This window comes from Xenorhabdus mauleonii (assembly GCF_900113945.1).
In the GTDB taxonomy this organism is placed as follows: Bacteria; Pseudomonadota; Gammaproteobacteria; order Enterobacterales; family Enterobacteriaceae; genus Xenorhabdus; species Xenorhabdus mauleonii.
Map to the genome: position 1 here is coordinate 1 of NZ_FORG01000063.1, position 1,983 is coordinate 1,983.

A 1,983-nucleotide genomic window follows, 5' to 3' on the forward strand; every position below is an offset into this window, starting at 1 on the left:
AAATGGGTGGCATGGGCGAATATTTTTGCCCAAGTGGCCTTTCCCGTTGCAGCGGCGTTTACCCCTGCGGTGGCAACCGCCAAAAGTGAGCACCAAGTTCGGGAAACTCAACCACATACCGGGCAAACCCAGCCTTATCGATTGAGTGCGGGTGAAAGTGTTAAAACTGTGGCAAAACGCCACGGCCTGAGTGTCACGGAGCTAAAAAAGCTTAACCAGCAGCGGACATTCCATAAACCGTTTGCGAAACTGGGGGCCGGTGATGAGATTGACGTGCCGCACTCGGCTTCCGATGCATTGTTGGCTGACAGTCTGAAAGCGACGACTGATGCCCCTGCTACAGAAAACAGCGCCGAGCGTTGGCTGGCAAGCACTGCTTCCCAAGCGGCGAGCATGCTGAAAAGCGGCAATATGGTGGATAACGCCAAAAACCAACTGCGCAACATGGCAGTCGGTGAAGCCAACCAAGCCGTGCGAGACTGGCTGCAACGCTACGGCAATGTCAAAATTCAGGCCAATGTGGATGATCGCGGACGACTGGACGGCAGCCAGTTCGACATGCTGCTGCCATTGTACGATACCGCAAAACACCTGACGTTTACCCAATTTGGCCTGCGCCATATTGACAGCCGCACCACGGCAAACGTCGGGCTGGGCCAACGCCATTTCTTTGACGATGGCATGTTCGGCTATAACGCCTTCCTCGACCACGACATTACCCGCGACCATACCCGCTTCGGTATCGGGGCGGAATACGCCCGTGACTTTATGAAATTCGCGGCCAACGGCTATTTCCGTGCCAGCGGCTGGAAAGACGGCAAAAAACTGACTGAGTATGAAGAACGTCCGGCCAACGGTTTTGACCTGCGGGCCGAAGGCTATATACCGACTTATCCGCAGTTGGGCGGCAAACTGACTTACGAACAGTATTTCGGTAATGAAGTCGGGCTGTTGAGTGAAAAACAGCGGCAAAAAAATCCCGCCGCCTTTACCCTCGGTGTGAACTATACCCCCATTCCGCTGGTGACACTGGGGCTTGACCGTCGCCAGAGCGCGTCCGGTGGCGGAGACACCCTGTTTAACCTCGGGCTCAATTATGAGATTGGTACGCCGTGGTCAAAACAAATTGATCCCGATGCCGTGGCCTTCAAGCGCACCCTGCAAGGCGGGCGCTATGATTTGGTCGATCGTAATAACCAGATTGTGCTGGAATATCGCAAGAAAATTCTGATCCGCCTGATGATGGAACCCCGGATTATCGGACGTGGCGGGGCCATTATTCCGCTGAATGTTACAGTCAGCACCAAGCATCAACTGAAAGATATCGTTTGGGACACCAGTAATCTGGTGAGTGGGGGCGGTAAGTTGGAAGCCGCAGGAACAGGGGCACCGGCAGACAGTCTGGCCGCAGAAACAGTGCGCGGCGGCACTCATTACCTGCTGACCCTGCCACCGTATCAGGCGGAAGGCAACAATACCTACAGCCTGTCCGGTGTGGCCTATGATACGCAGGGCAATGCCTCTGAGCGGGTAGAAGCCCAGATCTTGGTGACCGCTTCGGCCGTCAATCCGGCAGGCTCCGGTTTTGAACCCGCCAATAAATCCATGGTGGCTGATGGCAAGACCCAGACCGTTATCCGCCTGAAACTGACGGATAAAAACGGCAAGCCGGTCAGTGGTGCCGCAGGTAGCATTTCCCTGACGGATGATAAATCCAAACTGACCGGAGACGGTAAAGATCCGCTGTTGGGCACCGAAATTAAGGAGGTGCCGGAAGGCAGTGGTATCTATGAAGTGACGGCCACCGCGGGTACCAAGCGCGGCAAGTGGACTATCAAGCCTACGGTCGACGGACATGAACTGCCATCGACCGTGATTGATTTCGGCGATTCGCTGGCCAACATGATTGATACGGATCAGACCAAATTCGAGCCGGACAATGGCACGTTGAACAAGGAAAACGAAGAAACCGATATCGTCCTG

Annotated in this window: 1 protein-coding gene; it reads left to right on the plus strand. The window is 54.9% G+C overall.

Annotated elements, in window-relative coordinates; translation table 11 throughout:
- Positions 1–1,983 (plus strand): inverse autotransporter beta domain-containing protein (locus tag BM100_RS21955; protein ID WP_175495004.1); only part of this gene is annotated, 1,983 nt, incomplete at both ends.